23 protein-coding genes are annotated in these 26,926 nt (G+C 37.6%); 11 read left to right on the forward strand and 12 right to left on the reverse strand.

The annotated features are described in order from the left end of the window. Positions 1–160 precede the first annotated feature (160 nt). From infB to rimP, 3 genes are all read right to left on the reverse strand, one after another. Positions 161–3,127, reverse strand: coding sequence for a translation initiation factor IF-2 (infB, locus tag FNN09_RS17440; protein ID WP_143303766.1), 2,967 nt, complete (start codon positions 3,125–3,127; stop codon positions 161–163). Between the two features lie 66 nt (positions 3,128–3,193). Next, entirely contained in the window at positions 3,194–4,429 is a 1,236-nt protein-coding gene (nusA, locus tag FNN09_RS17445; RefSeq protein WP_143303767.1) for a transcription termination factor NusA, read from the reverse strand. Positions 4,430–4,443: 14 nt separating this feature from the next. Beyond that, positions 4,444–4,908, reverse strand: a complete 465-nt coding sequence (gene rimP / locus FNN09_RS17450) for a ribosome assembly cofactor RimP (protein WP_143303768.1) — start codon at positions 4,906–4,908, stop codon at positions 4,444–4,446. A gap of 247 nt (positions 4,909–5,155) precedes the next feature. Here rimP and FNN09_RS17455 point away from each other — a divergent pair, with 247 nt between their 5' ends. The 4 genes from FNN09_RS17455 (at position 5,156) to lpxA (ending at position 9,861) form a co-directional block, all read left to right on the forward strand. Next, positions 5,156–6,412: an HD domain-containing protein gene (locus FNN09_RS17455; protein ID WP_143303769.1), complete on the forward strand. Its 1,257-nt coding sequence runs from the start codon at positions 5,156–5,158 to the stop codon at positions 6,410–6,412. Between the two features lie 129 nt (positions 6,413–6,541). After that, positions 6,542–7,567: a UDP-3-O-(3-hydroxymyristoyl)glucosamine N-acyltransferase gene (lpxD, locus tag FNN09_RS17460; RefSeq protein WP_143303770.1), complete on the forward strand. Its 1,026-nt coding sequence runs from the start codon at positions 6,542–6,544 to the stop codon at positions 7,565–7,567. Positions 7,568–7,610: 43 nt separating this feature from the next. Beyond that, positions 7,611–9,008, forward strand: coding sequence for a bifunctional UDP-3-O-[3-hydroxymyristoyl] N-acetylglucosamine deacetylase/3-hydroxyacyl-ACP dehydratase (locus FNN09_RS17465; RefSeq protein WP_143303771.1), 1,398 nt, complete (start codon positions 7,611–7,613; stop codon positions 9,006–9,008). A 64-nt stretch (positions 9,009–9,072) separates the two neighbouring features. Beyond that, positions 9,073–9,861, forward strand: coding sequence for an acyl-ACP--UDP-N-acetylglucosamine O-acyltransferase (gene lpxA, locus FNN09_RS17470; protein ID WP_143303772.1), 789 nt, complete (start codon positions 9,073–9,075; stop codon positions 9,859–9,861). Positions 9,862–9,911: 50 nt separating this feature from the next. Here the strand turns inward: lpxA and queG are convergent, their stop codons facing one another. The 9 genes from queG to FNN09_RS17515 all read right to left on the reverse strand — a co-directional run bounded on the left by queG (position 9,912) and on the right by FNN09_RS17515 (position 18,065). Next, positions 9,912–10,841: a tRNA epoxyqueuosine(34) reductase QueG gene (gene queG / locus FNN09_RS17475; RefSeq protein ID WP_143303773.1), complete on the reverse strand. Its 930-nt coding sequence runs from the start codon at positions 10,839–10,841 to the stop codon at positions 9,912–9,914. Next, complete coding sequence (locus tag FNN09_RS17480) at positions 10,841–11,290, reverse strand: hypothetical protein (RefSeq protein ID WP_143303774.1); 450 nt, start codon at positions 11,288–11,290, stop codon at positions 10,841–10,843. Before FNN09_RS17480 ends, queG begins: the two co-directional genes overlap by 1 nt. 86 nt (positions 11,291–11,376) lie before the next feature. Further along, positions 11,377–11,694 carry an iron-sulfur cluster assembly protein gene (locus FNN09_RS17485; RefSeq protein ID WP_143303775.1) on the reverse strand — a complete coding sequence of 106 codons (318 nt, stop codon included), beginning with the start codon at positions 11,692–11,694 and terminating at the stop codon, positions 11,377–11,379. Positions 11,695–11,770: 76 nt separating this feature from the next. Further along, on the reverse strand, positions 11,771–12,193 hold the full coding sequence (locus FNN09_RS17490; protein ID WP_143303776.1) for a SufE family protein: 423 nt from the start codon (positions 12,191–12,193) through the stop codon (positions 11,771–11,773). A gap of 51 nt (positions 12,194–12,244) precedes the next feature. Next, complete coding sequence (locus tag FNN09_RS17495; protein WP_221932526.1) at positions 12,245–13,465, reverse strand: aminotransferase class V-fold PLP-dependent enzyme; 1,221 nt, start codon at positions 13,463–13,465, stop codon at positions 12,245–12,247. A 120-nt stretch (positions 13,466–13,585) separates the two neighbouring features. Next, on the reverse strand, positions 13,586–14,974 hold the full coding sequence (gene sufD / locus FNN09_RS17500) for a Fe-S cluster assembly protein SufD (protein WP_143303777.1): 1,389 nt from the start codon (positions 14,972–14,974) through the stop codon (positions 13,586–13,588). A 114-nt stretch (positions 14,975–15,088) separates the two neighbouring features. Next, on the reverse strand, positions 15,089–15,841 hold the full coding sequence (sufC, locus tag FNN09_RS17505) for a Fe-S cluster assembly ATPase SufC (RefSeq protein WP_143303778.1): 753 nt from the start codon (positions 15,839–15,841) through the stop codon (positions 15,089–15,091). A gap of 47 nt (positions 15,842–15,888) precedes the next feature. Next, entirely contained in the window at positions 15,889–17,337 is a 1,449-nt protein-coding gene (sufB, locus tag FNN09_RS17510; RefSeq protein WP_143303779.1) for a Fe-S cluster assembly protein SufB, read from the reverse strand. 287 nt (positions 17,338–17,624) lie between these two features. After that, positions 17,625–18,065, reverse strand: a complete 441-nt coding sequence (locus FNN09_RS17515; protein WP_143303780.1) for a group III truncated hemoglobin — start codon at positions 18,063–18,065, stop codon at positions 17,625–17,627. A 116-nt stretch (positions 18,066–18,181) separates the two neighbouring features. Between FNN09_RS17515 and FNN09_RS17520 the strand changes: the two genes are divergently transcribed. From FNN09_RS17520 to FNN09_RS17550, 7 genes are all read left to right on the forward strand, one after another. Beyond that, positions 18,182–21,097 (forward strand): FAD-binding and (Fe-S)-binding domain-containing protein, encoded by a 2,916-nt coding sequence (locus FNN09_RS17520; RefSeq protein WP_143303781.1) that lies wholly within the window; start codon positions 18,182–18,184, stop codon positions 21,095–21,097. A gap of 354 nt (positions 21,098–21,451) precedes the next feature. Continuing rightward, positions 21,452–22,789, forward strand: coding sequence for an NADP-specific glutamate dehydrogenase (gdhA, locus tag FNN09_RS17525; RefSeq protein WP_143303782.1), 1,338 nt, complete (start codon positions 21,452–21,454; stop codon positions 22,787–22,789). A 140-nt stretch (positions 22,790–22,929) separates the two neighbouring features. After that, positions 22,930–23,694 carry a TatD family hydrolase gene (locus FNN09_RS17530; RefSeq protein WP_255434161.1) on the forward strand — a complete coding sequence of 255 codons (765 nt, stop codon included), beginning with the start codon at positions 22,930–22,932 and terminating at the stop codon, positions 23,692–23,694. A gap of 11 nt (positions 23,695–23,705) precedes the next feature. Next, positions 23,706–24,734 (forward strand): asparaginase, encoded by a 1,029-nt coding sequence (locus tag FNN09_RS17535; protein ID WP_143303784.1) that lies wholly within the window; start codon positions 23,706–23,708, stop codon positions 24,732–24,734. Between the two features lie 306 nt (positions 24,735–25,040). Then, entirely contained in the window at positions 25,041–25,853 is an 813-nt protein-coding gene (locus tag FNN09_RS17540; RefSeq protein WP_143303785.1) for a MotA/TolQ/ExbB proton channel family protein, read from the forward strand. Positions 25,854–25,861: 8 nt separating this feature from the next. Further along, on the forward strand, positions 25,862–26,308 hold the full coding sequence (locus FNN09_RS17545) for a hypothetical protein (protein ID WP_143303786.1): 447 nt from the start codon (positions 25,862–25,864) through the stop codon (positions 26,306–26,308). 44 nt (positions 26,309–26,352) lie between these two features. Continuing rightward, positions 26,353–26,925: a biopolymer transporter ExbD gene (locus tag FNN09_RS17550; RefSeq protein WP_143303787.1), complete on the forward strand. Its 573-nt coding sequence runs from the start codon at positions 26,353–26,355 to the stop codon at positions 26,923–26,925. Position 26,926 lies beyond the last annotated feature (1 nt).

Genomic DNA, 26,926 nt, shown 5'->3' on the forward strand with positions numbered 1-26,926 from the left:
CGAATAATAGCCTCCATATCTAGCTTTAAAACAAAATACCAGCTCAACTACAGCCTCTCAGCGGTATAGCATATTAACAAACGCGATTCAATTTTAAAACATAAAAAAAGAGGATGCCGTAATTTTGGACACCCTCTTTTAATATATCGAATTAAAATTCTTATAGTTTACGACTTACTTCAACCTCTTCGTAAGCTTCTACAATATCGCCTACTTTAATGTCGTTGTATTTCTCAATGTTCAAACCACACTCGTAACCATTTGCTACTTCTTTCACATCGTCTTTAAAGCGCTTTAAAGAACCAAGTAAACCAGTGTAAACAACAATGCCTTCGCGAATCAAACGTATTTTATTCGTTCTCTTAATCTTACCTTCTCTAACCATACAACCTGCAATCGTTCCAACTTTAGAGATTTTAAAGGTTTCGCGAATTTCAATAGTTGCAGTGATTTCCTCTTTAATTTCAGGAGATAACATACCTTCCATCGCCGATTTAAGTTCTTCAATGGCATCGTATATAATTGAGTAAAGACGAATATCAATTTCTTCTTTCTCAGCAATTCTACGCGCTGTTATTGATGGACGAACCTGGAATCCGATGACAATCGCATTTGAAGCGGTTGCTAACATGATATCCGACTCTGAAATCTGACCAACAGCTTTGTGAATTACATTCACTTGAATTTCTTCTGTTGATAGTTTAATTAAGGAATCAGATAATGCTTCAATAGAACCATCCACATCACCTTTCACAATCACATTCAACTCCTGGAAATTACCAATTGCTATACGACGACCAATTTCATCAAGCGTAATATGCTTTTTGGTACGCATACCCTGCTCACGCTGTAACTGCTCACGTTTAGTAGCAATATCTTTCGCTTCACGCTCATCTTCCATTATATTGAAACGCTCACCAGCTTGTGGTGCACCATTTAAACCAAGCACTAATGCTGGTTCTGATGGACCTACTTCTTCAACCTTTTGGTTACGCTCGTTAAACATGGCCTTAACGTGACCATAATGCGAACCTGATAGAATCATATCTCCAACACGCATTGTTCCGCTCTGAACCAATAATGTAGTTACGTAACCACGACCTTTGTCAAGTGATGATTCAATAACACTACCTACAGCTCGTTTGTTAGGATTAGCTTTTGCTTCTAGTAAGTCAGCTTCTAATAATACTTTCTCAAGAAGCTCTTCTATATTAACTCCATTCTTAGCTGATATTTCCTGACACTGGTATTTACCACCCCAGTCCTCAACTAAGTAATTCATTTGTGCAAGTTCTTCCTTAATACGATCTGGATTAGCACCTGGCTTATCGATCTTATTAATTGCAAATACAATAGGTACACCTGCCGCTGCAGCGTGATTAATCGCCTCTTTCGTCTGAGGCATCACGTTATCATCAGCTGCCACAATAATAATAGCAATATCGGTAACCTGTGCACCACGAGCACGCATGGCCGTAAAGGCTTCGTGACCTGGTGTATCAAGGAAAGTGATCTGACGACCATCTTCGCGAGTTACGTTGTAAGCCCCAATGTGCTGGGTAATACCCCCTGCCTCACCAGCAATTACGTTCGCACTACGAATGTGGTCAAGTAATGAAGTTTTACCGTGGTCAACGTGTCCCATTACAGTCACAATTGGTGGACGATCAATTAAATCTTCCTCACTATCTACTTCCTCTTGAATTGACTCAACAACTTCGGCACTTACGAATTCAATCGTATAACCAAACTCTTCGGCAACTAATGCAAGTGTCTCAGCATCTAATCGCTGGTTGATTGACACAAACATACCTAAGCTCATACAGGTAGCAATAATCTGGTTTACCTGCACCTCCATCATGTTTGCCAATTCATTTGCCGTAACAAATTCTGTTACTTTCAAAATTGACTTTTCCTGATCTGCTTTTTCAATCTCAGCTTGTTGACGCTGTGATTGAGCTTCACGTTTTTCACGACGGTGTTTAGCACCTTTGTTTTTACCTTTTGAGGTTAAGCGTGCTAAAGTATCTTTAATTTGCTTTTGTACATCTTCTTCGTTAACCTCTGCCTTAATCGGACGTTTTTTAACACGTGCAGGGCGCACTCTCTGACGAGTATCCTTACGGTCTCCTCCTGCTCCTGCTGGCTTCTTATCACCTCCTTGTTGTGGCTTCAAGGTTAAATCAACCTTCTCCTTATCTTTCTTAATACGCTTACGCTTACGCTTCTTGTTAGCGTTTTTGTTAGCATCTTTATTATCTGAAGATTTAACAGGGGCTTTAGGTAATTCGATTTTTCCAATTACTGTGGGGCCAGACAACTTTTTAACCTGAGTAGGTCTAAAGGCATCAGTTCCTTCGGTTTTCACCTCTGGTTTTTCGCTAGCTTCTGTTTTTTCTGGCGCTGCAGATTTTACAGGAGCTTCTGGTGCTTTGGGAGCTTTTGGTTTCTCAACTTTCGTTGGTTTCTTTTCACTCGCCGGTTTATTGGCTTCCACGGGCTTTGGTGCTTCTTGTTTTTTTGGCTTTTCAGCAACCTTTTTAGGCTTGCTTTCCAAATCAATCTTACCAACCACTTTCATATCCTCAACAGGCTGAACCTTTGTTGGTATATGTTCTGGTTTTTTAGCAGGTTTCTTTTCTACCTTTTTCTCTTCCGCCACCGTTGCTGGAGCGGCTTTAGGTGGAGCAACAACCTTCTCTTCTTTCTTTTCGACTTTTGGCTCTACCTTTTTCTCGGCAGGCTTAGCGACTTCCTCTTTCTTTTTAGGCTTAAGGGCTTCTAAATCCACTTTACCTACAACTTTAGGGCCACTCTCGTCCTTGGCAGTCGGCACATCTGCCGCCTTCTCTTTTTCTTTTTCTGGCTCGATATCATCTCTAATATCTGATAATGAAATCGACTCTTTCTTCGATTTCTCTTTCAGTTTAGCCAGTTTTTCCGATTCCTTTTTAACATGCGAATCGCCACGATACTCCTGAGAAAGAAGTGAATACATCTCTTCAGAGATTTTTGTATTCGGATTGGTTTCTAGGGAGAAACCTTTCTTTTGCAAGAATTCCACAATGGTGTGGTGTCCAACATTGAACTCTCGTGCTACTTTACTAAGTCTTTTTCCAACTGCCATATAACAGGACTCTTCTTATCGTTTTATTTTGTTCGGATTCAATTCTTTGCGGGCAAATATAGCGAATTATTCAAATTCAGCATTTAATACACCCCTAACTTCGCGAATTGTTTCCTCTTCTAAATCAGTTCTTTTAACCAGATCCTCTACCGATAGATCTAGTACAGATTTTGCTGTATCACAACCGATTGCTTTAAGTTCATCTAACACCCAGCTTTCGATTTCATCAGAGAATTCATCCAAGGTAACATCTTCATCATCCTCATCTGCCTCGCGATAAACATCCAATTCGTAACCTGTTAACTGACCGGCTAGCCTGATGTTTAAACCACCTTTACCAATTGCTAAAGAAACCTCTTCAGGGCGAAGATAAACTTCTGCTCTTCCTGTTTCTTCAACCAATTTAATATTAGTGATTTTGGCTGGATTCAACGCTCTTTGAATAAATAATTGCGTATTGGCTGTGAAATTAATCACATCAATATTTTCATTTTTAAGCTCACGTACAATTCCGTGGATACGTGATCCTTTCATACCAACACAAGCTCCAACAGGATCAATGCGCTCGTCATAAGATTCAACAGCTACTTTAGCTCTTTCACCTGGAACACGTACTATCTTTTTAATTGTAATTAATCCATCAAAAATTTCAGGAACTTCCAATTCGAATAGTCGTTCTAAGAATACTGGAGATGTTCTTGATAAAATGATTAGTGGATTATTGTTGCGAATTTCAACTTTCACAACAACAGCTCTTACATTATCACCCTTTCTAAAGAAATCAGATGGAATCTGCTCGGTTTTAGGTAAGATTAGTTCATTACCCTCGTCATCAATAATTAGAATCTCACGCTTCCAAATTTGATAAACTTCGCCTGTAACAATATCTCCAACCCTATCTTTATATGCGTGGTAAATATTATCTTTTTCAAGTTCTAAAATACGTGCAGAAAGGTTTTGGCGAAGGCTTAGAATAGCTCTACGTCCAAAGTCAAGAAACTTAACTTCGTCGGTCACTTCTTCTCCTAGCTCATAATCTTCGTCAATTTTCTTCGCTTCTTTAAGTGAAATCTGAAGATTCTCATCTTCTAAGTCTTCTTCTTTCACCACTTCGCGATTACGCCAAATTTCAAAGTCTCCCTTATCATCATTAATGATGACATCGAAATTCTCATCTGTACCAAAACGCTTAATTAATACGCTTCGAAATGAGTCTTCCAACACACTGATCATGGTTGCACGATCAATATTTTTGAGTTCTTTAAACTCTGAAAACGTATCTATCAGATTAATATTTTCCATACTCTAAGGAATATTTAAAAAGATATAATGTCTTTTACCTGTTTTACTTCTTCAAATTTACAATTTACCTTGCGCACCTGCAATTCCTTGCGTTTCTTCCCCTCAACTTTCACTTTCTCTTCAACTTCAACGCTAAAATCGTGCTCTTTAACTTCAACAAGTTTACCTTTGAATTTAATGCCTTCAGTTGTTAAAACTTCAACTTCACGATTCAAATTCTTGATGTATTGCTGCTTCACTTTAAAAGGCTGTCCTATTCCTGCAGAAGCTACTTCTAATTCAAAATCTTCAGCTTCGCGATCTAAACCAGCTTCTATCGACTTGCTTAGCTCAATGCAATAACTAATAGGTACTCCATTAAAATGATCAATAATGACTTGTATTTTATTACCGAGTTCCACTTTTAGTTCGACAAGATACATCTCATCGGCCTGAAGCTTATCGTTAATTAATTCTTTTATTATTGATTCTGTAATCATATTTTAGTCTAATAAAATAGGGGACTAATGTGCCCCCTAAGTCATTCCCTTCGGTAAATCAAGCGCAAAGATAGTTATTCAGGTGCATTATTCCAAATAATATAAGCGAATGCTACACTAGCAAAAAACACCAATTTCCTATAGCTTATCAAACACTTATCCAGCAAATTATTGAGTAAATAGCTGTATTTAAACTTCTCTAAGTAAATGTATTTTGTATATTGCCTGTGACTAATACTGTACAATTTTGAATAAAAGAAAAATAATAAACGATCCCGTTCATGGATTTATTAAAGTACCCTTCGACTTACTCTACGACTTAAGCGAACACCCTTATTTCCAGCGATTACGAAGGATCAAACAATTAGGTTTAACTCACTTAGTATATCCTGGAGCCATGCACACGCGTTTTCAACACGCCTTGGGTGCAATGCACTTAATGAGTTCGGCCGTTGAAACATTACAGTCGAAAGGACACGAAATAACTAAAGAGGAATCTTTAGCAGTACATGCGGCAATTTTACTTCACGACATTGGACATGGCCCCTTCAGTCATGTGCTTGAACACTCCCTTGTGGAAGTTTCGCACGAAGAAATATCACAAATTTTTATGCAGAAGTTGAATGAAGAATACAATGGTCAACTTACGATGGCTATTTCCATTTTCAACAATTCATATCCAAAAAAATTCTTGCATCAACTTGTATCTAGTCAATTAGACATGGATCGTTTGGATTATTTAAAACGTGACAGCTTTTTTTCAGGTGTTTCTGAAGGCGTAATTGGTTCTGATCGCATTATTAAAATGCTAAATGTAGTAGATGACAAATTAGTGATAGAATCGAAAGGCATTTACTCAATTGAAAAATTTCTAGTCGCAAGACGATTAATGTATTGGCAAGTATACTTGCACAAAACTGCAATGGCAGCTGAACAAATGCTGGTACATCTTTTAAAACGTGCAAAATTTTTAATCTCTAAAGGAATTGATGTATTCGCACCTCCACATTTAGCATTTTTTATTGAGCGCAAACTAAGCATTGCAGATTTCGACAATAACATTGAAATACTAAATAACTTTGCTCTTCTGGATGATGATGACATTATGTGCTCCATTAAAGTATGGACTAATCACAGTGATCCTATATTATCGGCTCTTTCGAAAGGATTTATCAACCGACAACTATGGCGAATGAGAATTGAGAACAAACCATTCAAACCAGAAACATTAAAGAAAATTAAAACATATACGAAAGATGAATACCAACTAAAAACCGCCAAAGAGCTTGATTACATGGTATATTCCAACACAATTACCAACAACGCTTATAGTATTAAAGATGATAAAATAGAAATCTTATTTAATAACAATGTTTTGAAAGATATCTCACAAGCATCAGACATGCTTAACCTATCGGTTTTAGGAAAAACAGTTAGAAAACATTACGTATGCTATCCAAAGTGCATCGATGACAAATTACAAAGCGACGAGTCACTTTTCTAAAGCAAAATATATTTACTAGATTTGCACCAAATTTTTTGACGTATAGCTCGTTAATCATCTAAATTACTTAATACATTATTATTAAGCAGATGCATTCACAAAGAGCTGACTAACAAAGCAATGTAATAAATGGAATTTACTGCCAGTCAGATTGCCGAATTATTAAACGGCAAAGTAGAAGGAAACGAGGATGCGATTGTTAAAAATGTATCTAAAATTGAAGAAGGTAAACCTGAGACGCTTACCTTTTTAGCCAACCCTAAATACAATCATTATATATATACTACAAAAGCAGATGTAGTAATTGTTAATGAGTCCTTTGAAGCCGAACAAGAAATTAACACAACACTTATACGTGTACCAAATGCCTATGAGGCGCTAGCTCAATTACTTGAGATGTACGAGCAAAGTCAGCCACAAAAAACAGGCATTGAACAACCATCGTTTATTGATAAAACAGCCAAAGTTGGAGATTTTATTTACGTTGGTGCTTTCGCTTACATTGGTGAAAATGTAACTATTGGCGATAATGTAAAAATATACCCACAGACCTACATTGGAGACAATGTGAAAATTGGGGACAATACAACGATACATCCTGGTGTAAAGGTTTATAAAAACTGTAGTATTGGACAGTCCTGCACAATCCATTCAGGCGCTGTTATTGGAAGTGATGGCTTTGGCTTTGCCCCAAGTGCGAGTAATGAATATAAAAAAGTTGCACAAATTGGTAACGTAATCCTGAAAGACTACGTAGAGATTGGCGCTAACACCACTGTCGACAGAGCAACAATGGGCTCTACAATAATACAAAAAGGAGTTAAGTTAGATAACCTCATACAAGTTGCGCATAATGTTGAAATTGGTGAGAATACAGTTATTGCAGCCCAAACCGGCATAGCCGGATCTGCCAAACTTGGTAAAGACTGTATGATTGGTGGCCAGGTTGGAGTTGCAGGCCATATTACACTAGCCAATGGCACAAAGGCTGGAGCGCAAACAGGCATAAGTAAAACAATAAAACAAGAGGGAGCAGTATTATTTGGCTCGCCGCATATGGAAATGGGAGATTTCCACCGTTCGTATGTTGTATTTAGACGCTTACCTGCGTTGAAAAAGCAAATAGACGAACTAAATAAGCGAATTGAGCAATAAGGTATATTTGCTCATAAACGATTGATTGAAGAAGCACAAGAGAATGACTGAAAAACAAAGAACCATAAAGGATTCGGTTACCTTATCAGGAACCGGTTTACACACAGGAGTAAAAGTAAATTTTACATTAATGCCAGCTCCTGTTAATCACGGTTATAAATTCAAACGAATTGACCTAGAAGGGCAGCCAGTAATTGATGCATTAGCCGATAATGTAGCCTTTACACAAAGAGGAACAGTACTTCAAAAAGGTGATGCTAAAGTAAGTACCATTGAACATTGCTTAGCTGCTCTTACCGCTCTTAAGGTTGACAACTGCTTAATTGAGGTAGATGGACCTGAAGCGCCAATACTTGATGGTAGTTCAAAATTCTTTTTAGAAGCCATTAAAAAAGTAGGAACAGAGGAACAAGATGCCGAGCGCAAATACTTTGTTGTCAAAGAAAAAATGGTATTTGAGGATAAAGAACGAGGCATTAAAATCATGGCTTTGCCTGATGATGAGTTTAGTGCTGATGTTAAGATATCATTCGACAAATCGCTGATCTTATCAAATCAGTTTGCTACACTCGACAATTTAGATGATTTTGAGAGTGAAATATCGGCATGTCGTACTTTTGTATTTTTACATGAGTTAGAGCCCTTATTAAAAAACAACTTGATTAAGGGTGGTGATTTAGACAATGCCATTATCATTATTGATAAAGAAATTAGTCAGGAAGATCTAAACAAACTAGCTGACTTATTTAACAAACCTCACGTAGAGGTACAGCCAACTGGCATCTTAAATAATGTTGAGTTAGTTTATCCTAATGAACCAGCCCGACACAAATTATTGGATGTTATTGGCGACTTAGCGCTTTGTGGTCTCCCCATTAAAGGGCGCATTATAGCGAATAGACCTGGACACATGGCTAACGTTGAGTTTGCCAAATTAGTACGAAAAGAAATTAAAAAACGTGCTTCAAAACCAGAAGCACCGGTTTACGACCCGAACATACCACCAGTATGTGACATTAACGACATCAAAAAGATGTTACCGCACCGTCCTCCTTTTTTGTTAATTGACAAAATTATTGACTTAAAAGAAAAGTCAATTGTAGGTGTAAAAAATGTAACCATGAACGAACCATTTTTCGTGGGTCACTTTCCAGATGAGCCAGTTATGCCAGCGGTACTGCAACTTGAAGCCATGGCACAAGCAGGTGGCATCTATATTTTGAATCAACTTGAAGATCCTTCTGCATACAGTACTTATTTCTTAAAAATAGACAATGTTAAACTACGCAAAAAAGTAGTTCCTGGCGATACAATTCTTTTTAAGGTTGAGCTTTTAACTGAATTCAGACGAGGTATGGCTAACATGAAGGGCACAGCTTTTGTAGGTGACACCGTTGTGTCTGAAGGAGAGTTTATGGCACAAGTGATTAAAAACAAATAATATACACCAAATAGATATATTCTCTTTTGGACAGGAAAGAATATAGAATTAAAACAACTGTAAAATGAAACAACCATTGGCATATATCCATCCGGACGCTAAAATTGCTCCCAATGTTGTTATTGAACCTTTTGTAACAATTGACAAAAACGTTGTTATTGAAGAGGGAACCCGAATTGGTTCAAACGTAACAATACTCGAAGGAACGCACATTGGTAAAAACTGTAATATCTTCCCAGGTGCTGTAATTGGTGCTGTACCACAGGATTTAAAGTTCGTTGGGGAAGACACCACTGTTGAAATTGGAGACAATACAACAATACGTGAATTTGTAACAATTAACCGTGGGACAAAAGCTAAAGGAAAAACAGTAGTTGGTAACAACTGCCTTTTAATGGCTTATGTGCATGTTGCCCACGATGCCATTATTGGTAATAATGTTATTCTGGTAAATGCAGTTCAGGTAGCAGGTGAAGTAGTTATTGATGACTTTGCTATCATTGGCGGCATGTCAGCCATTCACCAGTTTGTACACATCGGTGCCCATGTAATGGTTGCTGGCGGTACTTTAATTGGTAAAGATGTTCCTCCATATGTAAAAGCTGGACGCGAGCGTATTTCTTATGTTGGTGTTAATTCAATTGGTTTGCGCCGTCGTACATTTAGCAATGATCAGATTCGCGATATTCAGAACATCTACCGCTACTTATTCCAAATGGGTCTGAATAACTCAGAAGCGATTGAACGCATTGAAGCGGAAATGCCTGCATCGAAAGAGCGTGATGAAATTATCCTGTTTGTTCGTAATTCTCAGCGAGGTATAATCAAAGGGTACTATCCGGATAAAGCATAAAGAAACTTGATTAATAATAGAAAACCGGCCTTGTGCCGGTTTTTTTTGTGCTATTCTAAAAATTTCAAATTCCGCCTTAGTCCAGCAAACTTTGTTCGTTTAAGGGCTGATTTTCGAAACACTTCCACAAATCGTTCTTCACTCAAACCATTCCACTCCTCTTTTGATAATGATAAGAAGTCAGGGTGTGGTGCAAACTCCATTTCTTTTGTTGGCCTGGCTTTCCAATTCCACGGACAAGCCTCTTGACAGATATCACAGCCAAATGCCCAGTTTTCAAACTGCCCTTCAAACTCTTCGGGAATGGCCTCGCGATGCTCTATAGTGAGGTAGGAAATGCATTTATTACTATCCAATTTATAGGGTGCAACCAATGCACCAGTTGGGCAAGCATCGATACAACGCTGGCAACCGCCGCAGGCTTCCTTTATTTCTTCAGCGGGTTGTACTTCAAGGTTACTTATTAGCTCCCCTATAAAAAAATAACTGCCTAATTTTTTATGAATCAGGTTTGTGTTTTTTCCAACCCAACCTAAGCCAGCTTTTTTTGCCCAGGCACGATCCAGCACTGGAGCAGAATCGGTAAAAACACGACCTTCAAGGGAAGTATAAATCTCTTCTTTTATAAAATTGTAAAGTTGTTGCAGCTTATCCTTAATAACAAAATGATAATCTTTTCCATAGGCATAGCGAGCTATCTTAGGAGCATTTTCATCTTGTTGTAATTCTTTAGGGGCATAATTAAGCAATACAGAAATAACACTTTTAGCACCTTCAACCAATAAACCTGGATTAACACGCTTATCAAAGTGATTATTCATGTAATTCATGCCTGCTTGATGACCATTACTGAGCCATTGTTGCAACTTTAGCTCATCATCAGCCAAATGATCAACAACTGAAAAACCAATATCAGAAAACCCCAAGTCAAAGGCTTTTTCTTTTATTTGTTGCTGATATGCCAGATTGATGATGCTCATTAAACAATTGTAATTTGATGAGTCTTCGCCTGATGCACCAACGATGTTTTTAAGTCGTAAACTACTTCCTCATCAAGAAATTGGTATTCAAATTGAAATTCGGAATCAATAAGCTTAATTCTGATGGCTGTGATATTAATTTGCAATTCCTTAACATCACTCCATTTAACTTCTTTCTTTTTGGCAAACATGCTAGTTTTTGAACGAAAACCTTCATCATCAACTAATATAAAAGAACGAGACATAAAACTCATGAGGTTTAACCCCGCTCCCATAATGGCATAATAAACCCCAAACAAAAACAATAAAATCAACTGATAAGGATGAAAACGTGTGATAGCTGAGAAGAATTGAATATACACAGTGGCACCCATCATAACAATACCTAACAATAAACGGAGGTAGTTGACTGATGTCTTTTTATTCAGATTAATATATAATGGTTTCATTTATATAAATATGATTTTCAAAAGAATTGATTGACTAAAAAAAGCTCCCCACAGGAGAGCTTTCTATATATTTTTTGAGTAAAACTTTACAAAAGCCCTAATTCTAACAAGGCTTCTTCAGATAACATATCCTTTGTCCATGGTGGATCAAAAGTCAGATTCAAATCTACACTTGAAATGCCATCAATCTCAGCTACCTTATCATGTACTTCCTCAGGCAATGACTCTGCCACGGGGCAGTTGGGCGATGTTAATGTCATAACAATACGTGCCTTACCAGCCTCATCAATATCAATCTCGTATATTAATCCTAAATCGTAAACATTCACAGGAATTTCGGGGTCAAAAATTGTTTTTATAACATTAATTACCTCACCTTCCAATTGTAAAAACTCGTTTCCCATTTTTTGAATATAGTGCTCCATGCCATAGGCACAGTACAATGTTTTACATTAATTTCTCTTATTCAAAACAAGTTTATTAACCTTGCTTTGCTTTAAAAGCAACAGCATACAAACGCATTTGTTTCATCATTGATAACAAACCATTTGAACGCGTTGGCGATAAGTGATCTTTAAGACCTACTTTCTCGACGAATGATAGTTCAGTATTTAAAATTTCATCAGGCGTACGACCCGATAAAACACGGATTAACAAAGCAATAATACCCTTTGTAATAATCGCATCACTATCAGCTGAATAATTAATCTTTCCATCGACAAGTTCGGCATAAACCCACACTTTAGACTGGCACCCTTCTATCAGGTTTTGCTCTAAGCGCCATTCATCCTTAAAGCCTTCCAAGTCATTACCAATCTCAATTAAATAAGCGTATTTATCCATCCACTCATCAAAAGAAGCAAATTCTTCAACGATTTCTTCTTGTACCTCGTTTATTGTCATGATGTCGTTCATCTTTATAAATGCTGTGCAAAATTGATAATTATAACTGAATCAACCAAACAGCTGAGCCACTCTACTAATACCATCTACCAATTTATCAACCTCATCTTTGGTATTATAAATTGCAAAAGAAGCACGAATAGTTCCTGGAATATTAAAAAATTGCATAAGTGGCTGAGCACAATGATGACCCGTACGCACAGCTATCCCCATTTTATCAAGCATGGTACCTAAATCAAAGGGATGAATGTCTCCCACGAGGAAAGAGATCACACTTGCCTTTTGCTTTGCTGTACCAAAAAATCGAATATTAGGAATCGTTGAAAGCCTTTCCGTTGCATAATCTAATAATTCTTGCTCATATTGCGCAATATTATCCAATCCTATGGCATTCACATAATCAATGGCTGCACCCAAACCTACGGAGCCACTAAAATCAGGCGTCCCTGCTTCAAATTTAAATGGCAATTCGTTATAACTCGTCCCCTCAAAAGATACGGTTTTGATCATCTCGCCACCTCCCTGATAGGGCTCCATTTTATTTAGCCATTCCTCTTTTCCGTATAAAGCACCAATACCCGTTGGTCCATAAAGCTTGTGACCACTAAAAACGTAAAAATCGCAATCCAATGCTTGTACGTCTACCTCAACATGCTGTACTGCCTGCGCTCCATCAACCATCACAGGAATACCCAAAGTATGTGCCTTGCTAATAATTTCCTTAATCGGATTAATGGTTCCCAATGCATTGGAAATATGAGCAAGAGATACCAACTTAGTTTTAGCATTGATTAGCTCATCAACATTATCCAAAATTAATTCTCCAGACTCATTAATTGGAATATACTTTAGCACGATGCCTTTTCGCTTCTCAAGCAACTGCCAAGGCACAATATTAGAGTGATGTTCCAGCTGAGTGACTAAAACTTCATCGCCTTGGTTTAAAAAAGTTTCGCCAAAAGAATGAGCCACCAAATTAATAGCCTCGGTTGTGCCACGTGTAAAAACTACTTCATGGGAATGTTTAGCATTAAGAAATTGCTGTACTTTACCACGAGCATCTTCATGCGCTTGAGTGCAAACATTACTTAAGTGATGAACACCCCTATGAATATTACTATTGTATTTTTCGTACACCTCCGAAACAGCATCAATCACAACTTGCGGTTTGTGAGTTGTTGCTGCGTTATCCAAATAAACCAATGGTTTTCCGTGAACTGTTTCCTTTAATATGGGGAAATCACTGCGAATTTGTTCAATATTTATACTCATCTGGATAAGAATTAAATTTACGACAAAGACACAAAGAGCAACAAGCATATTTCACTTGAGATCTTAGTGTCTTCGATATTTTATAGCTTCAGATTGCTTGAAGCAAGACCTACAATTTGTTTACAAGCAACTCACGCTACTACCTTGCTGACCACATACTACACATGAATCACACTTATCAAACTCTCCTCTGAAACGCTTTTCAACCAAGCTTCTGATATTCTCTTTCAAAGGTTCTACCCGAATTTTTTCGATGACCTCGTAAGCAAATGCAAACATCAATAAAATGCGCCCTTCCGTTTGGTTGATTCCACGTGCTCTCAAATAGAACATGGCCTCATCGTCCAACTGACCAACTGTGGCACCATGACTACATTTAACATCATCAGCATAAATTTCGAGCTGTGGCTTACTATTAATCTTTGCATTATCGGTTAACAACAAGTTATTGTTACTCTGATACGCATTGGTTTGTTGCGCATCAGGACGTACCAATACGCGTCCCGTAAAAGCTCCAGAAGCTGAATCATCCATCACTCCTTTAAACAGCTCAAAGCTTTGGCAATTAGGCTTTGCGTGGTCGATAAATGTGAAGTTATCCACATGCTGGTTTTTATCACTTAGATACAATCCATACACATGACTCTCGCAATGCTCATCATCCATGGTTACACGAATATTATTACGTGTAACACCAGAATGTAAAGTCAAGTTGTTTGTCAGAATATTAGAATGTTTCTTTTGATGCACATACATACCAGAAACCTGCGTGGTCAAGTTATGCTGATTCTGCACATTGTAAATATCAAACACGCTATTCTCTTTAACAAACACCTCAGTTAAGTTATTAATCACAAACTTTTGAGGAGAGATGGTATGGTCACACAGCATCACCTTTACTTGTGCATTTTCTTCCACAACAATTAAGTTTCGTTGAAACACCAAGCGGTCGTTATCACCTGACATGATATTTACCAACTGAATAGGCTTCTCAACAACTACACCCTTTGGCACATAAATAAATGCACCATCTTGCGCAAAAGCAGTATTCATTGCTGCCATGGCATCCAGGTTGTTGGGAGTATTTTCGTTGTAATATTTTTCAAACACCTCAGGATATTGCTCAGCTTTCTCGCGAATACTGCCTACGACAACACCTTTTGGCAATTGATTACAATCATCCTGATTAGCGAACCACCCATTTATTAAAAAAACATTGTGTGTATCCAATTCAGGTACGCCACAATTAAAATTCTCTGCGGCACCTTCCAAAGCCGCATCAGATGAAAGAGCGATATCAAACGATCCTTTAAAAAACGGCTGTAAATTGGTGTATTTATATTCTTCTACCTTGTTCGAAGGAATTCCTTTTTCAACAAACAAATCAAAAGCCTTAGCCCTTGAAGCATTCATTTTTTCAGGTGCCCCATTTTCCAAAAGAGAAAGATTCTCTTTGTACAACTGGCTATATTCTTCTTGCAGATTAACAATTCGGCAAGTTTTATTCATAATCTCAAAATTTAGTATTGAGTATCAAGTACAAAGTCTCAAGCTTTTTTTGCCTGATAAATATAGAGTAAGTCCAAACTCTGTACTCACTACTCTGCACTCATTACTAAAATATTAATCTTCAAACTCCTTTTTAATCCAATCATAACCCTTTTCTTCCAACTCATGGGCTAACTCTTTACCTGCTGATTTTACAATGCGACCTTTATAAAGAACATGTACAAAATCAGGCACAATGTGATCAAGCAAACGTTGGTAATGCGTAATAACAATGGTAGATGTTTCTGGCGATTTCAACTTATTAACACCATTTGCCACAACGCGCAAAGCATCAATATCCAAACCTGAATCGGTTTCATCAAGTATGGCTAGTTTTGGCTCTAACATGGCCATCTGAAAAATTTCATTCTTCTTTTTCTCACCTCCAGAGAATCCTTCGTTAACTGAGCGATTAGTTAAATTTGAGTCTATCTCAACTAACTTTTTCTTCTCACGCATCAACTTCAAAAACTCACTTGCTGTATACGGATCTTTTTCGGCATACTTACGATGTTCATTAACAGCTGTACGCATGAAGTTAACCATGCTAACACCAGGTATTTCTACCGGATATTGAAAACTCAAAAACAAACCTTCGCGAGCACGATCTTCAGGTGCTAAATCAAGTAAGTCCTTATCGTTAAAAGAGACCTCACCTTCTACAACTTCAAATTTCTCATTTCCTGCCAATACAGATGACAAAGTACTTTTACCCGAGCCATTTGGCCCCATAATGGCATGTACTTCGCCTGGTTTAACTTCAAGGTTAATACCTCGTAATATTTCCTTGTCGTCTATTTTGGCGTGTAAATCTTTTATGACTAACATATATTGTTACTATAATGAGTTTCTACTTTATTTAACTAATTGGTGGATTAACCCACACTACCTTCTAGGCTAATTTGCAATAACTTTTGCGCTTCAACAGCAAATTCCATCGGCAATTGATTGATGACTTCTTTTACATAGCCATTAACAATTAAGCCAACAGCATCTTCTGTACTCATTCCACGCTGATTACAATAGAATATTTGGTCTTCTCCAATTTTAGAAGTTGTTGCTTCATGCTCTACTTTGGCCGAATTATTGGCAATTTCCAGGTAAGGGAATGTGTGAGCTCCACACTTATCACCCATCAACAATGAGTCACACTGACTAAAGTTACGGGCATTTTCAGCTTTTTTAGAAACCTTAACCAAACCACGATAACTATTCTGACTCTTACCCGCTGAGACACCTTTTGAAACAATGAGGCTTCGGGTATTTTTACCCAAGTGAATCATTTTGGTTCCTGTATCGGCCTGCTGATGATTATTAGTAACAGCAACACTGTAAAATTCACCTACAGAATGATCTCCTTGCAACACACAACTCGGATATTTCCAGGTTATTGCAGATCCAGTTTCAACCTGTGTCCACATTACTTTTGAGTAGTCACCTTTACAAAGAGCTCGCTTAGTTACGAAATTATAAATACCTCCTACCCCATTTTTATCACCAGGATACCAGTTTTGAACGGTTGAATATTTTACTTCTGCACGATCCAAGGTCACAATTTCCACAATGGCAGCATGCAATTGATTTTCATCGCGCTGAGGAGCTGTACAACCTTCAAGGTAACTTACGTAGCTATCTTCATCGGCTACAATTAAGGTACGTTCAAACTGTCCTGTGTTGATAGCATTAATCCGGAAATATGTTGACAACTCCATTGGGCATCGAACGCCTTTTGGAATGTAAACAAATGAGCCATCGCTAAATACAGCAGCGTTTAAAGCTCCGAAATAATTATCTTGATGAGGCACAACCGAACCAAGGTATTTCTTGATCAAGTCAGGGTACTCCTGAACCGCTTCACTAATGGAACAAAAAATAATGCCCTTCTCTGCTAAGGTTTCTTTAAAAGTTGTTTTAACCGAAACACTATCTATTACGGCATCAACCGCTACGCCTGCTAACACTTTTTGCTCATCTAATGGAATACCTAATTTATCAAAAGTCGCTTTTAAGTCAGGATCTACTTCATCCATACTTTCAAGCTCAGGTTTCTTTTTAGGCACCGCATAATAAATAATATCCTGAAAGTCGATTTCTGGGATATTCAGTTGCGCCCAATCAGGTTTTTTCATGGTTAACCAATGACGAAAAGCCTTTAATCGGAACTCAAGCATAAACTCAGGCTCCTTCTTTTTCGCCGAAATCAAACGCACGATGTTCTCGTTCAATCCTGTTGGGAACTCCTCCATCTCGATATCGGTGTAAAACCCATATTTATATTCCCCACCGGTTACTTCTTCTAATATTTTATCTTGATCTTCAGCCATATTTAACTTTAACTCTCGTTCGTCAATCTAACAACAAAGCATATTTTAAGTTCATTGTTGATTTATCATTCAGTTATAAGTGGATTATTTGCTTATTAAGTCGCAAAAATAAGTAATTATTAAGATTAAATAAAAATATTAAATAGCGAATCGAATGCTATATAACATCCTTTATTAATAAACAATTGCCACAATCAAGGTCGCGCTCAAATAAAGCACACCTGCAATACAGTAATAGTCATTATTTCAAACTCTCAACCTCTTATTCAGTACTTCAATTACTTTATTTAACCAAACTTAATATCTGAAGGATTACCCGGTAAAATAAAACCACCAGGACGTTGCTCCAGGATCTTTTTATACATACCCTTGGCCATATTTTGAGCTCGCATTTTTGCCTTATCAGCCATTTCACCCTCGAATAAACTATCTAAAGTTTCGCTCCACAGGCTCACCCACCTATCAAAATGTTTGGTTGTTATTGCTTGTTTAAAAACCTTATCTACTCCGTGGTGTGCCTTGGCCGGATTACCATCAAATCCTCTTTTCTCCATCAGGTTAAGCTCCCAAAAAGCAGTTAAAAGTTCATAATGCTTCTCCCACTCTTCATCACCTTTAATCATGGCATTAAAAAAAGGACCCAGCAAATCATCTTTTTGAACTTTACTATAAAATGTACGCACTAATTTTTCAATATCGCTGCGTGTTTGTAATTTTGATTTTGTCATTGGAGTATCATTATTGATCATACTAGAAACAGGACTCCTTACCTTTTGTTTAAGTAGATCTTTAGTTATGTTTTTTTTGATAGAAGAACCATGCAAAACAAAAGAAACAATTTATCGTGGAGTTAAACAAGCATCCATTAAAAGAGCTTACACAAAAGATCAAAGGTCGGGTAAGCATTGATGAAACATCAAAAATAATATACAGTACAGATGCTTCAGCCTATTTTGAAAAACCTTACGGCGTGGTTACTCCCAAGGACAATTTAGACATACAGGAAATTATTCTATTTGCACAAAAACATAAGCTACCAATAATCCCACGAGCTGCAGGCACATCACTGGCAGGACAAGTAGTTGGTTCTGGCTTAATTGTTGACATTGGCAAATACCTGAATAAGATACTAGAAGTTAATATTGGGGAAAAATGGGTGCGCGTTCAACCAGGTGTAGTACTCGACGAACTAAATAAACACCTGGAACCTTTGGGTTTATTCTTTGGCCCAGAAACGTCAACTGCCAATAGATGCATGATTGGCGGCATGGTGGGCAACAACTCATGCGGTGCGCATTCTTTAATTTATGGAAGTACTCGTGACCACACACTTGAATTAAAAGGCTATTTAAGTAATGGTGATGAAGTAGCACTTAATGCTCTCAATAAATGGGAGTTTGAACAAAAGTGCCATCTCGACAATTTTGAGGGACACATTTATTCAACTATCAGATCAATCATAAGTAATAAAGAAAATCGACGTGAAATAAGAAATGAATTTCCTCATCCCGATATCCATCGAAGAAATACGGGCTATGCTTTGGATTACTTAATCAACAGCTATCCGTTTATTAAAGAAGATGACTCCTTTAACATGTGTAAGCTACTAGCAGGTTCAGAAGGCACTCTAATGTTTACAACTGAAATTAAACTTAAGCTTATAGATCTTCCTCCTAAAAATAAAGGCCTAGTTTGTGTTCATCTCAATTCACTTGAAGAAGCATTGCATGCCAACCTAACCGCACTTGTATACAAACCGGGTGCCGTTGAATTAATGGATAAAGCCATTATGGACTTGACAAAAAAGAATGTACTTCAGAACAAGAATCGATTTTTTGTTGAAGGAGATCCTGAAGCACTATTACTTGTTGAGTTCGTACGAGAAACAAAAGAGGAAATTATTGACCTGGCCGAACAATTGACACAAGCGCTAAAGCGTCAAAATTTTGGATATGCTTACCCAGTGCTTTTTGGCGATGACATTAATAAAGTCTGGAATCTACGAAAAGCTGGACTTGGAGTTTTAGCCAACATGCCAGGCGATGATTTGCCAACTCCAGTAATAGAAGACACAGCCGTTCGTCCTGAGGATTTACCAGCTTTTATTGCCGACATCAAAACCATGCTCAAAAGGCACCAAAAGGAATGTGTGTATTATGCTCACATTGGCACTGGCGAATTACATCTGCGCCCAATCCTCAATATGAAAAACCCTAAAGACATTGATACCTTTTATAAGCTTGCTAAAGAAACGGCACAAATAGTAAAAAAATACAAAGGCTCGCTTAGTGGCGAACATGGGGATGGACGCTTGAGGGGAGAATTTATTCCAATTATGGTAGGCAACCATAATTACAAGTTATTTAAAGACATTAAACTACTTTTTGATCCCAACAACATTTTTAACCCAGGTAAAATAACCGACACACCGAACATGAATACCTCTCTGAGGTACAAGAAAACAGAACCTAACTTCTACAAAACGGTTAAATTCGATTGGGCATCAACACAAGGGTTTGTTAGAGCCGCTGAAAAATGTAATGGATCGGGCGATTGTAGGAAAAGCCACATTATAGGTGGAACGATGTGCCCAAGTTACATGGGCTCTTTAGATGAAAGCCAAACCACGCGTGCTAGAGCGAATATGCTTAGAGAGTTTTTTGCAGGTACAATTCCAAATAACAAACTTGGCTATGATGAAGTTAAAAACATCCTCGACCTATGCTTATCCTGTAAAGCATGCAAGTCCGAATGTCCGAGTAATGTTGACATGACTAAATTAAAAGCAGAGTTTTTAAATAGCTACCATAATGAGTTCGGCATTCCTCTACGTTCTCGCATTATTGCCAACCATAGTAAAATAAACGAAGCCATAGTTCCACTTGCTTACCTATATAATATAGCTACAAAATCAAAACTTGTTAAAAATATCAATGAGAAAATCCTTGGTTTCTCATCAAAACGAAGGTTGCCTGCATTAGCCAAGCAAACACTTGCCAAATGGCATAAACAACAAAAACCTAACACTTCTGTCGATACTGTTTATTTATTTGCTGATGAATTTACAAACTACCACGATACGAATGAAGGGATAGCAAGCATATTATTATTGGAGAAAATCGGTTATCGGGTGATTATCCCTAAACACAAGGAGAGTGGACGAACCTATTTATCGAAAGGCCTGTTAAAAGAGGCCGCTGAAATAGCCAATCACAATGTTAGCGCCCTCTCATCTAAAATCAATAAAAAAAATGTATTGATTGGCATTGAGCCATCGGCTATTCTAACATTTAGAGATGAATACCCTGAACTTGTTTCACAAAACCTACAACCACAAGCAAAGGAACTGGCAAAACACTGCTATACTTTTGAGGAATTTATTGACAGGGAATTCTCACAAGGAAAAATTAACAAAGACGTATTTACAAGTGAAAGTAAACACATCAAGTTTCACGCCCATTGCTACCAAAAAGCTCTTTCGAACACATCTTTAACCAAAAACATACTTGAAATACCACGCAATTATACGGCCGAAGAAATTCCTTCAGGTTGTTGCGGCATGGCTGGCTCCATTGGTTATGAAAAAGAACACTATAATTTATCGATGAAAATTGGTGAGTTAATTTTATTTCCTGAGATAAGAAAAACAAAATCAGTAATTGCAGCAAGTGGCACCTCGTGTCGTCACCAAATAAAAGATGGAACTAATGTTGCTGCTTTGCACCCTGCTACTATTTTATACAAAGCGCTCAAAAAGTAATTGAATAAGTTATTCCCCTTTCTTATCTTTATTTGATTTTTAAAAAATACATCAAATAGAAAGTAGAGATTTTCACAGTTAAGCAAAGGCGTTCTTGCATCGTTTAAAACATGACAAATTACACTTGCTTACAATTTTTGACTATTTCAAGCCCTCTGATTTGGTGACATATGTCATGAAGTGCTAAAAAACATGTTTTTGCGTTTTGTATTAGATTGACTATGTGTGCTTTATGTAAATTTGAAAAAATTTAATTTTTCCTTACAAATTATAATGCTGTTATCGAAAAATATCTATTTTTGAAACCATAATTATTACAAACAACAAGATCCAACATTTAAATACCTTTTCATTATGGACACTAAGATGAAGGAATTCATGGACAGCGTTAGGGTTAAAAATCCTGGCGAAGACGAGTTTTTGCAAGCAGTACAAGAAGTAGTTGAAACAGTTTGGGATTTCTATCAGGAAAATCCTCACTATAAGAAAGCGAAGATACTAGAACGCATGTGTGAGCCTGAAAGGGTGATCATGTTCCGTGTACCTTGGGTTGATGATAGTGGCGAGGTTCAGGTAAACCGTGGATACCGTGTTGAGTTCAACTCAGCTATCGGACCTTATAAAGGTGGCTTACGTTTTCACCCAAGTGTAACCTTAAGTGGTCTTAAATTTTTAGGATTCGAGCAGACATTTAAAAACAGCTTAACTACTCTTCCAATGGGGGGTGGTAAAGGTGGTTCTGACTTTAACCCTAAAGGAAAGTCTGACAATGAAATCATGCGATTCTGCCAGGCATTTATGAGCGAATTATTCCGTCATATTGGCCCTAACACAGATGTACCTGCTGGTGACATTGGAGTTGGTGGTCGTGAAATTGGATACCTATTCGGACAATACAAAAAATTACGCAACGAATTTACTGGTGTATTAACTGGTAAAGGTGCTGAGTTTGGTGGTAGCCTTATCCGTCCTGAAGCAACAGGTTTCGGTGCAATCTATTTCGTTCGCGAAATGTTAGCTACTAAAGGTGAAACAATGAAAGGTAAAACTGTATCTGTTTCAGGTTTTGGTAACGTTGCATGGGGTGCTGCTCTAAAGGCAGTTGAGTACGGTGCTAAAGTAGTTACTATCTCTGGTCCTGACGGATATGTATACGATCCAGAAGGTATCTCAGGCGAAAAAATCGATTACTTATTAGAGCTTCGTGCTTCTAACCAAGATATCGTTTCTCCTTACGTTGAGCGTTTTGGTGGCGAATTCTTCGCTGGTAAAAAGCCATGGGAACAAAAAGTAGACATCGCTATTCCTTGTGCTATTCAGAACGAATTGAACGAAGAAGATGCTAAAATGTTAATTGCGAATGGTTGTCAAATCATTGCTGAAGCATCTAACATGGGATGTACAGCTGAAGCAGCTTTCTTAGCAACTGAGAAAATCGGTTTTGCACCAGGTAAAGCAGTAAATGCTGGTGGTGTAGCTGTTTCTGGTTTAGAAATGACTCAAAACAGCATGCGTTTGAACTGGTCAGAAAAAGAAGTTGATGATCGTTTAGATCAGATTATGACTAGCATCCACAATGCTTGTGTTAAATATGGAACTGAGCCAAATGGTAAAGTAAATTACATCAAAGGAGCTAACGTAGGCGGTTTCGTGAAAGTGGCCGATGCGATGATTGCTCAAGGTGTTGTTTAAATTTTTCTAGATGCAACAAATAAAGGCCGTCTCCTCCCCGAGACGGCTTTCTTGTAACTAATAAGAAAGAAAGTCATCTTTCATTTGTGCCATAAATCAATTAACAATGGTATTTTTGCGCCATAACAAATAGGATAACCGTGATAGATACTCACTCACACATATACCTTCCTGAATTTGATGACGATCGGGATGATGTTATTGCAAGAGCAAAAAACGATGGCATAGAGCACATCCTTCTCCCCAATGTTGATGGAGAAACAATTGACTCCATGTTATTATTGGAAAAACAACACAAGAATTTCTGTATTCCAATGATGGGTGTGCATCCGACTTCAATCAAAGCCGATTACCAAAAAGCTTTAGATTTAGTTAAGATGCATCTTGACAAAAGACCTTACATTGCGGTCGGTGAAATAGGTATTGATTTATATTGGGATAAAACATATTACCAAGAACAAATGCTAGCTTTTGAGCAACAAATCATTTGGGCCAAGGAACTAAATATCCCTATTGTCATTCATTGCAGGGATGCTTTTAACGAGGTCTTTGAAGTGGTTGAAAAGCAACTTGACGATAAGCTTAAAGGTGTCTTTCACAGTTTTACTGGTAGCCAAAAGGATGCTGATCGTATTTTAAGATATAAAAACTTTATGCTTGGAATCAATGGTGTTGCAACATTCAAAAACACACATTTGCGTGAGGTCATTAAAGAGGTACCGCTCAATAAAATGGTATTAGAAACGGACGCTCCCTATTTGGCACCAGTACCACACAGAGGTAAAAGAAATGAACCAGCATACATTACCAAGGTGGCGGCAACAATTGCAATGGCAAAAGAACGAGATATTAAAGATGTTAAACAGCAAACAACAGCGAATGCAAAATCGCTTTTTGCTCTTTAAAAACAATTGAGATGGAAGAAAGAAAAATACTAATTATATACACTGGCGGTACCATCGGTATGGTAATCGATCCCGAAACAAACTCCTTAGTACCATTCGATTTTGAGAGTATCTCTAAACAAGTACCTGAGCTGCGCCGCTTCGACTTTCAGGTAAAAAGTATTTCTTTCGAACCATTAATCGATTCATCGGACATGCATCCTGATATATGGGTTAAATTAGTTGAAATAATTGAGGAAAATTATTCAAACTACGACGGCTTTGTCATTCTACACGGGACAGACACTATGGCTTACACAGCCAGTGCTCTAAGTTTCATGTTGCAAAACCTCAGAAAACCTGTTGTATTAACAGGTAGTCAATTACCGTTAGGAACAATCCGTACTGATGGTAAGGAAAACTTGATTACTGCATTGGAAATTGCTGCGGCTCAAAAAAATCGCCAGGCATTAGTTCCAGAGGTATGTATCTATTTTAAGGACAAGCTTTTTAGAGGCAATCGCACAACAAAATATAATGCGGAGCATTTCCACGCATTTCGGGCAGATAATTACCCTCCTTTGGCAGATGCAGGTATTCATTTAAAATACAACTATCCCTACATTAGGTACACCACATTAAATGGCACATTTCGTGTTTCAAAAAAAATGGATACTAATGTAGCTCTATTACGCATATTCCCAGGTATCAATAAAGATGTAGTGGAGGCCGTACTGAACGCACCCAACATCAAAGCTGTTGTGCTGGAAACTTATGGATCGGGCAATGCTCCTACAAAACAATGGTTTTTAGATGCTATCAAAAGTGCTGTTGATCGAGGATTAATCATTCTCAATGTAACGCAATGCCTGGCTGGTAGCGTGGAGATGTGGCGCTATGAAACAGGAGTTCACCTACTCGACATTGGTGTCATTGGAGGATACGACATGACCACCGAAGCGGCTGTAACAAAGATGATGTTCCTGCTAGCCAATTGTTCATCGGTTGATGAAGTGAAAATAAAATTGAATAAATCGCTTCAAGGAGAGATGCATATTTAGGTAGTAAATCATAGCCCTATACAGTGTATCATTCGCTTTAAAAACGATTATAATATTACAATCATATTATTGCATCGAACACATTTCAATGCAAGCCTCAATAACAAGTTTAAGCCTTTATGGATGCTATAACGAAAATTAACAGTTCAAACTTTGTAATTGACTTTTTTTTTGTAATTTGCAACCCTGAAAAATTAAAGGGTTTGGACCTTTTTAAACATTAAATAAACAGGTTTAGAAAGGAAAGAACATTAAACTATTTTGAGTATTAACAATACTAATACAAATCAAAATTTTTAGCAGACTATGAAAAAGCTATTTGCGTTTTTAGCAGTAATTGGAATGCTGAGCACCGGTGCCAATGCCGTTTATGCTCAGGAAGAAGAAAATGTAGCGGGCGAAGCTACTGAACAGGTGGCTGAAGAAACAGCACCGAGTGAAGAACCAGCAGCAGTTGTTGAGGAACCAGCAGCAGAAGCTCCAAAAGGTATTCACAAACAAATTAAAGCGAAATTTATCGAAGGTGGAGCCATCTTTATGAGTTTCGTATTGTTATGTCTAATCTTCGGTTTAGCATTAGCAATTGAAAGAATCATTTATTTGAACCTTGCTTCTACAAACACTAAGAAGTTGCTTCAAAACATCGAGAATGCATTGAATGACGGTGGAATTGAGGCTGCTAAAGAAGTTTGTCGTAACACAAGAGGTCCTGTAGCATCTATTTTCTACCAGGGTCTTGATCGTTTTGATGAAGGTGTTGAAGTAGTTGAGAAATCAGTTATTTCTTACGGTTCAGTTCAAATGGGTCTTTTAGAAAAAGGATTAACTTGGATTTCATTGTTTATCTCACTTGCTCCTATGCTTGGTTTCATGGGTACTGTAATTGGTATGATTGAAGCATTTGACAACATTCAGGCAATGGGTACTATTTCTGCAACAGCTGTAGCAGGTGGTATTAAAGTGGCGTTAATTACCACTGTATCTGGTTTGATCGTAGCTATCATCCTACAAGTATTTTACAACTACATCGTTTCTAAAATTGACGGTATTGTAAATACAATGGAAGATGCTTCTATCTCTCTACTAGATATCTTGGTAAAATATAACATGAAAAAATAATTGTCATTATGACGAAGCTTTCAAAGATTTTAAGTATTGTATTATACCTGTTGTTAGCAATAACACTTGTGTTCGCTGGGATGTTCTTCTTTGGTGGTGAAGTAGTAGGTGAGACTTACTACACGCCATTGTACACAGAGTCATTCTTGAACTGGGCTAAGTTATTGATCTATATCACGGCAGGTGTATCAGTATTATTTGAAGTGTTTCACCTTGTTGCTAATCCAAAGAACGCTATGCGCTCTTTGATTTCGATGGCTATTTTAGGTGTTATTGTGTTGGTAGCTTATAGCTTGTCTGATGCAACGCCACTTCAATTAATAGGATATAATGGTCCTGATAACGTTCCAAGCATGTTAACCTTAGCGGGTACTATGTTGTACGGAACTTACCTTTTGTTCGGAATAGTTGTTTCAGCTATTCTTTACACGGAATTATCGCGTCTGTTTAAATAATGGCCCGGCTCCTACTTAGTTGGGAGCCTTAAATTTAATTATCTATGGGTAAAAGAGAAGTACAAGAAGTTAATGCAGGGTCAATGGCAGATATTGCTTTCTTGTTACTTATCTTCTTCTTGGTAACCACTACCATGGATACTGATACTGGTTTAGCAACTCTTCTTCCGCCTCCGGTAGAGGAAGAACCAGAAGACACACCTCCTGTAAAGGAGCGTAATGTCTTTACGGTGCTAATCAACAGTAATAATCAGTTACTGGTAGAGGGAAAACCAATGGAGATAAGGGACTTAACAGAAGCAGTTAAAGAATTCATTGTCAATCCAATGGATGACGAGAATTTACCTGAAAAAAATGTGAAAGAAGTTGAATTCTTCGGCACAGTTGAAATAGGTAAAGGTATTATTTCGTTGCAAAATGACCGTGATACAGAATATCAAACTTATTTGATGGTTCAGAATGAACTTTCAAGAGCAATCAATGAGTTAAGAGATGATGCGTCCAAAAGAAAATTTGGTAAAGAATACGGGGAATTAGAAAAAGAAGAGCAGAAAGCTATTCGCACACTATATCCACGTAAAATATCAGAGGCAGAACCTAAAAACATAGGAAAATAGA

The organism is Carboxylicivirga sp. M1479 (assembly GCF_007097485.1).
Taxonomy (GTDB): domain Bacteria; phylum Bacteroidota; class Bacteroidia; order Bacteroidales; family Marinilabiliaceae; genus Carboxylicivirga.

Excerpts from the sequence above, each read along its gene's own strand:
- FNN09_RS17540 (WP_143303785.1), top strand. The coding sequence starts at position 25,041 with ATGAAAAAGCTATTTGCGTTTTTAGCAGTAATTGGAATGCTGAGCACC.
- FNN09_RS17550 (WP_143303787.1), top strand. The coding sequence starts at position 26,353 with ATGGGTAAAAGAGAAGTACAAGAAGTTAATGCAGGGTCAATGGCAGAT.
- gdhA (WP_143303782.1), top strand. The coding sequence starts at position 21,452 with ATGGACACTAAGATGAAGGAATTCATGGACAGCGTTAGGGTTAAAAAT.
- FNN09_RS17465 (WP_143303771.1), top strand. The coding sequence starts at position 7,611 with ATGACTGAAAAACAAAGAACCATAAAGGATTCGGTTACCTTATCAGGA.
- sufD (WP_143303777.1), bottom strand. The coding sequence starts at position 14,974 with ATGAATAAAACTTGCCGAATTGTTAATCTGCAAGAAGAATATAGCCAG.
- FNN09_RS17535 (WP_143303784.1), top strand. The coding sequence starts at position 23,706 with ATGGAAGAAAGAAAAATACTAATTATATACACTGGCGGTACCATCGGT.
- FNN09_RS17545 (WP_143303786.1), top strand. The coding sequence starts at position 25,862 with ATGACGAAGCTTTCAAAGATTTTAAGTATTGTATTATACCTGTTGTTA.
- FNN09_RS17485 (WP_143303775.1), bottom strand. The coding sequence starts at position 11,694 with ATGGGAAACGAGTTTTTACAATTGGAAGGTGAGGTAATTAATGTTATA.
- lpxD (WP_143303770.1), top strand. The coding sequence starts at position 6,542 with ATGGAATTTACTGCCAGTCAGATTGCCGAATTATTAAACGGCAAAGTA.
- rimP (WP_143303768.1), bottom strand. The coding sequence starts at position 4,908 with ATGATTACAGAATCAATAATAAAAGAATTAATTAACGATAAGCTTCAG.
- sufC (WP_143303778.1), bottom strand. The coding sequence starts at position 15,841 with ATGTTAGTCATAAAAGATTTACACGCCAAAATAGACGACAAGGAAATA.
- FNN09_RS17480 (WP_143303774.1), bottom strand. The coding sequence starts at position 11,290 with ATGAAACCATTATATATTAATCTGAATAAAAAGACATCAGTCAACTAC.
- sufB (WP_143303779.1), bottom strand. The coding sequence starts at position 17,337 with ATGGCTGAAGATCAAGATAAAATATTAGAAGAAGTAACCGGTGGGGAA.
- infB (WP_143303766.1), bottom strand. The coding sequence starts at position 3,127 with ATGGCAGTTGGAAAAAGACTTAGTAAAGTAGCACGAGAGTTCAATGTT.
- nusA (WP_143303767.1), bottom strand. The coding sequence starts at position 4,429 with ATGGAAAATATTAATCTGATAGATACGTTTTCAGAGTTTAAAGAACTC.
- FNN09_RS17495 (WP_221932526.1), bottom strand. The coding sequence starts at position 13,465 with ATGAGTATAAATATTGAACAAATTCGCAGTGATTTCCCCATATTAAAG.
- FNN09_RS17490 (WP_143303776.1), bottom strand. The coding sequence starts at position 12,193 with ATGACAATAAACGAGGTACAAGAAGAAATCGTTGAAGAATTTGCTTCT.
- queG (WP_143303773.1), bottom strand. The coding sequence starts at position 10,841 with ATGAGCATCATCAATCTGGCATATCAGCAACAAATAAAAGAAAAAGCC.
- lpxA (WP_143303772.1), top strand. The coding sequence starts at position 9,073 with ATGAAACAACCATTGGCATATATCCATCCGGACGCTAAAATTGCTCCC.
- FNN09_RS17515 (WP_143303780.1), bottom strand. The coding sequence starts at position 18,065 with ATGACAAAATCAAAATTACAAACACGCAGCGATATTGAAAAATTAGTG.